We start from the raw sequence: 7,553 nt of genomic DNA on the forward strand, positions 1-7,553 counted from the left end.
AACTAAAGATTTCGTAGAAGCCCAAATTTATGAAATTGAAAATAAACTTTTAATTCCTGATCAGAAAAATAAAGTTTTTGATAAAGAAAAATTCACTTCTGAAAGCGATTTTGTAAAATTTGAAATCTTAAAGAAATATGGTTTTAATAAAAATGAGGAAATTACCAAAATTTTTAAAGCCGGGAATGGAAGTTCTTTTTTCTCTGAAAATTTTCAATTAATTATCCACAGGAATGAGCTTATTATCACTGAAAGAAATCAACCTCCAACATTTGAAGAAGAAATTGTTTTAATGAAACACTTCGATTTTTCAAAAAAACAAATGAGTCTCGATTTAAAAAACATAATTGAGGATATTGAAGAAATCAATACTTCTTTTGGATGGGATTTGGATGTTGAGAAAATACACTTCCCACTAAAACTAAGAAAGAAAGAGAAAGGCGATTTATTTTATCCAACGGGATTTTCAGGAAAAAAGAAAGTCTCCAAATTTTTTAGGGACGAAAAATTATCTATTTTAGCAAAGCAAAAAATCTGGCTACTCACAGACAGTGATAATTCTGTTCTTGGAATTATCCCTTTGAGACAGGACAGAAGGTACACAAGAGATGAGGAAACAAAGTATGTTCTCCAAATTTTTAATGAAGAAAAACATGAAATTTAAAAACTGGTTTTTACTAATTCTATTATTTATATTCTCGGCAGCTAATGCTCAGATCAAAAATCCTGTGAAATTTAAATTTACAGTCAATGAATTAGGAAACAATGAATATGAAGCTGTTTTAAATGCTACCCTGGAAAGCGGATGGCATATTTACTCTAAAGATTTACCACCAGACACAGGAATTCCAACTGAATATATTGTTTCGGGTAAAAATATTGAACTCATTGGAAAATTTAAAGAAGTAGGAAAAAAACATGAAGAATTCTCTGAAGCTTTCGGAGGAACGATCGTATATTATTCCAATTCTGCAGGATTTAAACAAAAATTCAAGCTTAAAGATCCTTCAAAACCGGCAGATGTAGTTGCTGAAATCACTTATCAAACCTGTGATGACAGGGTATGTCTGGCTCCCAATACTTTAGAATTCAACCAAAAGATAACTCCAAAAGGAGCTACTGAGGAAAATACTACTGAAGAAATAAAGAAAGTTACAGACTCAGCGAAAACAACAGTAGCAGTAATTGAAAACCCTAAGAAAAAGGAAATTACCATTACAGAAGCTTCAAAACTGGATCCTAAACAATTAAAAATTGAAACATTAGATTTCCAGCATCCTTTGACAGATTGTGGAACCGCGTCTACGAAAATGGGTGAAAACTACTGGACTTATTTATTATTAGGTTTTGTTGGAGGGTTAATTGCTTTATTGACTCCATGTGTTTTTCCTATGATCCCTTTAACGGTATCATTCTTCACAAAAGGAAATAAAAACAAAGCCAAAGGGAAAAGAGACGCTTTGATGTATGGATTTTTCATTCTTTTCATTTTTGTTTTATTAAGTGTTCCCTTCCATTTAATAGATGGAATTGCCGGAAATATATTTAATGAAATTTCTACCAGTATCTGGCTCAATATAGCCTTCTTTATCATATTTTTATTTTTTGCAGGAAGCTTTTTCGGATATTATGATATTACATTGCCAAGCTCAATTGCCAATAAATCATCTAAAGCTGAAGAAGCTGGAGGAATTATAGGAATTTTCTTTATGGCCTTAACACTGGTTATTGTTTCTTTTTCCTGTACCGGGCCTATTTTAGGAAGTTTACTGGGAAGTGCAGTAACAGGATCATCCAATGTGCCTATGCTTCTTACTTTTGCTCTGGCAGGATTTGGATTTGCGTGGGCTATCGTATTTGGGCTACTGGCTTTATTCCCTCAAGCTTTACAGAGCTTACCAAAGTCGGGAGGATGGATGAACACCGTAAAAGTAGTGCTGGGATTTGTAGAATTAGCTCTAGCCTTAAAGTTCTTATCCAAAGCAGACCTTGTTTCGAAAACATTCTTATTAAAACGTGAGTTATTTATCGTAATCTGGGTAATCATTACGATTGGACTTATCCTTTATTTATTCGGTATTATTAAGTTTCCTCACGATGATAAGAAACCTAAGATTTCATTAACAAGAAAAGTTTTAGGTGTACTGGGAATAGGATTTGTTATTTATCTGATTCAGGGGTTAATTCCTTCTGACCGTCCGAAGCTTCAGTTATTAAGCGGAATTCTTCCTCCACTCAATGTAAGTTATTTCCATGATGAAAATGATGGAATTCTTGGAATGCATCCGGAACATGATTTCTTTAAAGCAATAGAAACTGCAAAAAAAGAAAATAAACCGATATTGATCGATTTCACAGGTTATGGTTGTGAAAATTGCAGAAAAATGGAAGAATTTGTATGGAGCGAACCGGACATCTTACCTATATTACAGAATGATGTTGTCTTGGCTTCTCTTTATGTAGATGATAAAGAAGAACTTACAGAAGCAGAACAAACTAAAATTGATCTAGGAGATGGACAAATTAAAAAAGTAAAAACAATTGGAGACCGTTGGAGCTTATTTCAGCAGGTTAACTTTAATAATAACTCCCAACCTCACTATGTACTGGTAACTCCAGATGGAAAAGTGATCAACTCACCGGTTTCGGGATATATGCCGAAGGAAGATTTCAAAAAGTTTCTGGAGTGTGGTGTCAATTATTATAAAAAGAATAAATAATAACAAAAAAGCCTTAGTTTATCACTAAGGCTTTTTTAAATACTTGACAACAAACACATTCACTTTTAAAAATAACAACACATCAACAATTTTAAATTTTAGGTATAAACTTTGTATGTTTTTAAATAAATAAAGATTATATTCTTAATATTTATTCAAAAACACCAACATTTAAAATATATTGATCATGGCTGAAGTAATCGTACAAGAAAAACAAAACGGAAAAAGTTCAAGAAGAAGAGAATTTATAAGAGTTGACATGACTCCAATGGTAGATTTAGGGTTTCTTCTTATTACATTTTTTATGATGACAGCAAGTTTCACTAAACCTAATGTCATGGATTTAGGTCTTCCTGCAAAAGATCCTACTCACAAAATTGACCCTACTGTTATAAAAGACAAAAATCAGATCACCTTCATCATTGGAAAGAATAATCGAGTATTTTATCATCAGAGCAATGCTAATGAGTTAAATACAACCAATCTAAAGGAAACCGATTTTGACGGAACCCAGATTTCAAAGATTATTTCAGAAGCTTATAACAATGCTCCCGAGCAGAAAATATTCACAGTCATTGTAAAGCCGACAGATGAATCCAATTATAAAAACTTTGTTGATATGCTCGATAACATCGCCCTTTCCCAAAAGGAACCATATGGCGTCTCCGATATCAAGCCTTGGGAAAAGAAAATATACCAAGAGCTTACAAAATAAATAAAAAAGAGCATTTTAAAATGCTCTTTTTTATTTATTTTTGAGACTATAATTATATCTATTGATGAAAAAAATCATAATTCTTATCACTTTTTCAATACTGGCTGCCTCCTGCTCCAAGAAAGATACTCGGTCTACTTCCAGTGGAGTTGACAGCACTAAAATCATTGACTCTATCAATGCTGTCCGAACTCAGATTAATGACAGCATCAGAGCTAAAAACGATGAAAACCGTTTCAAGGATTTTAACGGAAGTCACAAATTCACTCATAACCTTATTTCTAAACCAGGATCTGTAGAGTTCAAAAAAGTAGAAAGAGACAGATATGAGGTTTCAGGAAATATAAAATCAGGAAAGAATTTCGTGGAAATCAAAGGATATATGAAGATCATATCCGACAAGCATATGAATTTTACAGGAGAAATCAAACAAAGCATTTCTCAAAATGATAACGGAAAAGTTTATACCCGAAAAGGAACAAAAACTTTTCTGTCAAAAGATGGCGGAAAAACCTGGAGACTCCAGGATATGGTTAACTCTTCAGGATTTGTAGATTATATTGATATACATTATTAAATAATATAATAACGGTTATGCTGAACTTTGAGAAAAAAGGAGACGGACCTGAGACTTTAGTATTGCTTCATGGCTTTATGGAGAATATTTCAATATGGAATGATCTGGAAATTCACCTTTCTAAAGATTTCACTTTATTAAAAATTGATCTTCCCGGACATGGACAGTCGGAAATAATAAGTGAAGTCCATACTATGGAATTAATGGCCGAGGAAGTTAAAAAAACACTGGACAGCCAAAAATTGGAGAAAGTCCATCTATTGGGGCATTCTATGGGAGGTTATACTTCTCTTGCTTTCGCTGAAAAATACCCTCAGTCGCTGAAAAGTCTCACTTTGTTTTTTTCTACATATTTTCCTGATGATGAGGAAAAGAAAAAACTACGTATAAAAAGCTACAGAATTATACAGGAAGCTTTTCCTACTTATGCCAGAGCAGGGGTTCCCAATCTCTTTAATCCCAACGAAAGAGATATACTGGAAGGTAAAATAGAAATAGCTACTGCAATCGCCTTATCTACCAATAATCTGGGAGCCTTAGCATGTGTTAAGGGAATGGTAGAGAGAACAAATAAGAAGCATGTGCTGGAGAATCTGGAAGCAAAAATCCTGATTATTGCCGGAAAGCATGATAACGCGGTAAAAACCAATGTTATGATTAATGCTCTGCCAGACAGAACAAATATCAAATCTTATATTCTGGACTGCGGTCACAATGGGCACTGGGAAAAGCCATCCATCTGTGCTGAAATTATCAATACAGAGTTACTTCATAATATGCCTAAAAATCTGATCTTATAAATAATACCTATGAGAATTGCCGTTGTATCCCTTTCTTTAAGCGTTTTACTTGTCAGCTGCAAAAAAAAATCTCCCACTGCATTGGATCATTCTCGAAATGACACGATTCATCAATCCTCTGCAATTGTAAAAGATTCCCTGGCATCATCTAAAAGCCGGGAAAGTGCCTTCCATTTTGTAACAGAATTATGTGATAATGAAGGTTATTTTGATGAAAACAAATACAGCAGGGAAGAAATAGAAGGAACTTATAAGCTCTGGTTTGAACTAAGTGGAACTTTAATCAATTCCCCATCGGTATTTTCATTGACAAGTTTAAATGAAGTAAGAGCCAATAAAATTGAGATTCTTGCTAAGCTGGACAAAGAATTTGCAGAGAAGAAAGCCTTATTACAGAATCTGAAAGTAGCCAACACTCCCTACTGGCAAAACATAAAAAAGTTACGCTACCAGGAACTCCTCCAGGAATATGAGGTTGAAAGAACTCAGATTATGGCTTATTCTGACCCCTCTGTTCTTTTACATCATAAATTATCCAAAAACTGTGAGAACTTTTCCCTGGCTTTAAACGGTGATAAAAGTCAAATGGCTGATGAATGGCAAAAACTCAGAGAAGAAATGAGCAAAAGAAATGCTGATCCGGAAAGAATCATGAGAGATTTCAATGAGCACCTTAGTTCTCCTGACTGGAAAGATTATGCCATTGTTGACTTAATAACCTTTGGATGGGGAAACTGTAGTAATTCACACATTCCCCGGGTATCCTATGATGAAAAAATGCAGAAAGCCTTTGATGCTCTTTTTATAAAAATTGATTCGAACTGTGATGAACCATAACGAGTAATTAACCTAAAAAATATTTATGGGGCTATTCTCTTTCAAAAAAAGAAAACCGGTAATAGGATTAACCCTTTCTGGCGGCGGAATGCGTGGAGTCGCTCATATTGCTGTTCTAAAAGCATTAGAAGAATATAATTTAAAACCTCATATCATTTCAGGAACCAGCGCAGGTTCTATTATTGCAGCATTTTATGCTTTTGGGAAAACTCCGGATGAAATGATGGAGATCGTGAAGAGTCATACCTTTTTTTCCCGGTCATATCTGAGACTTTCAAAAAACGGGATTTTCAGTTCCAGTTTTATACTCAAATTATTCACCGATCATTTTCCTGAAGATGATTTTAAAATTTTAAAACTTCCCGTATATGTAACTGCTACAGAAATGACACACGGGATTGTCGATTTCTTTTCAGAAGGGCCTCTTTTTGCACCCTTACTTGCCTCTTCAAGCGTTCCTTTCGTACTTCCACCTGTAAAAATCGGGGATAAATTATATGTGGACGGAGGAGTACTGGACAATCTTCCTATCGAGCCCATTATTGATAAATGTGATTTTTTAATTGGTTCACACGTTAATTCTATCAGCTATGACGAACTCAGCCCTATGAGTTTAATGAAAGAATTTGATAGAATACTGCATCTAGCTATCGCCAAATCAGTATACATGAAAGCAAATTCCTGCGACATCTTTTTAGATCCGCCCGGAATGAATAAATTCAGTTTATTCAACAAGAAATTTTTAGATGAGATGTTTTTAAAAGTTTATGACTACACCTGTGAGGAGTTGGAAGAAAGGGGCTATAAAAAGAATTTATAACTGATCTTCTTCGATTTTCTTTTTAAAAGTAGTAATAGTATCAGCTAATGATTCATAAGATTTCCCACCTGCTGCATTGATATGTCCTCCTCCGTTAAAATACTTTCTCGAAAACTGATTAACATCAATATCATCTTTACTTCTGAACGAAATTTTTATAAAGTCTTCATACAGGTCTTCCATAAAAAACGCAGCCATTTTCACTCCGAGAATACTTAATCCGTAATTAACAAAACCTTCCGTATCTCCTTTTTGAAAACCATACTCTTTCAGCTCTTCCCTGGTAAGGTATAACACTGCTACCCTTTCATTACATACCACTTCAATCCTTCCTAAAATCAAAGCCAATAAATGAAGACGGGAAACCGTATTCGTATCCCATGTATTAGAGGTGATTAATGCCGGATCAGCTCCCTTTTCTATAAGATTAGCAATAATTCTGTGTGTCGTTGCGCTTGTAGATCTGAAACGGAATCCTCCTGTATCGGTCATGATTCCCGTATATAAACACTCAGCAATATCCTGATTGACTAATTTTTCATCTTCCATCGCTTCTATAAAATGATAAATCATCTGGGAAGTGGCCGGAATTACCGTATCAGAATATACATAATCAAAAGCCTCAGGCTGCTGATGATGGTCTATTAATATTTTTTTTGCCTTTGCATTCGTCAGCCATTCTCCTACCAGTCCTATTCTGGAAGGGGAATTGAAATCCAGACAAAAAATAACATCTGCATCATTAACCAAGTCAAAAGCATATTTTCTTTTGTACTCTGCTATGATATTTTTTTTAGCGTCGGGCATCCATTTTAAGAATTTAGGGAAATCGTTAGGCACCACCACTTCTGCATGAATTCCTTTAGCTTTAAGATAATGTTTCAGTCCAAGACTTGAGCCTACAGCATCACCATCCGGATTATAATGAGTAAGAATTACTATTTTATTTTCCGGTGTAAGTAGAGCATTGATCTCTAAAAGTTCTGCGGGTGTAAACATTCTTTAAATTTGAGTTTCCAAAGATATATCTTTTATCCATATCTTGACCCATGATCTCAAACCAATTTATATATAACTCTGTTAT

General features: G+C 34.3%; 8 protein-coding genes. 7 read left to right on the plus strand and 1 reads right to left on the minus strand.

Annotated elements, in window-relative coordinates; genetic code table 11:
- The 7 genes from tilS to Q0A18_RS04315 all read left to right on the plus strand — a co-directional run.
- Nucleotides 1-664: tRNA lysidine(34) synthetase TilS (tilS, locus tag Q0A18_RS04285; protein WP_292008937.1), on the plus strand; the 664-nt coding region annotated here is incomplete at its 5' end.
- Entirely contained in the window at nucleotides 654-2,720 is a 2,067-nt protein-coding gene (locus Q0A18_RS04290) for a thioredoxin family protein (protein ID WP_292008938.1), read from the plus strand. The genes tilS and Q0A18_RS04290, both read left to right, overlap by 11 nt.
- Before the next feature lie 187 nt (nucleotides 2,721-2,907).
- Nucleotides 2,908-3,435 (plus strand): biopolymer transporter ExbD, encoded by a 528-nt coding sequence (locus Q0A18_RS04295; RefSeq protein WP_292008939.1) that lies wholly within the window; start codon nucleotides 2,908-2,910, stop codon nucleotides 3,433-3,435.
- A 64-nt stretch (nucleotides 3,436-3,499) separates the two neighbouring features.
- The gene (locus tag Q0A18_RS04300; RefSeq protein WP_292008940.1) at nucleotides 3,500-4,012 is read left to right on the plus strand and encodes a hypothetical protein; all 513 of its coding nucleotides are present in this window, start codon (nucleotides 3,500-3,502) and stop codon (nucleotides 4,010-4,012) included.
- Between the two features lie 17 nt (nucleotides 4,013-4,029).
- Nucleotides 4,030-4,812 carry an alpha/beta hydrolase gene (locus tag Q0A18_RS04305; protein WP_292008941.1) on the plus strand — a complete coding sequence of 261 codons (783 nt, stop codon included), beginning with the start codon at nucleotides 4,030-4,032 and terminating at the stop codon, nucleotides 4,810-4,812.
- Between the two features lie 9 nt (nucleotides 4,813-4,821).
- The gene (locus tag Q0A18_RS04310; RefSeq protein ID WP_292008942.1) at nucleotides 4,822-5,649 is read left to right on the plus strand and encodes a hypothetical protein; all 828 of its coding nucleotides are present in this window, start codon (nucleotides 4,822-4,824) and stop codon (nucleotides 5,647-5,649) included.
- Nucleotides 5,650-5,674: 25 nt separating this feature from the next.
- Entirely contained in the window at nucleotides 5,675-6,469 is a 795-nt protein-coding gene (locus Q0A18_RS04315) for a patatin-like phospholipase family protein (RefSeq protein WP_292008943.1), read from the plus strand.
- Here Q0A18_RS04315 and Q0A18_RS04320 read toward each other — a convergent pair.
- Nucleotides 6,464-7,468 (minus strand): bifunctional oligoribonuclease/PAP phosphatase NrnA, encoded by a 1,005-nt coding sequence (locus Q0A18_RS04320; protein ID WP_292008944.1) that lies wholly within the window; start codon nucleotides 7,466-7,468, stop codon nucleotides 6,464-6,466. The genes Q0A18_RS04315 and Q0A18_RS04320 overlap by 6 nt on opposite strands.
- Nucleotides 7,469-7,553 lie beyond the last annotated feature (85 nt).

Origin of the sequence: Chryseobacterium sp. (genome assembly GCF_022712095.1) — a bacterium.
Taxonomy (GTDB): domain Bacteria; phylum Bacteroidota; class Bacteroidia; order Flavobacteriales; family Weeksellaceae; genus Chryseobacterium.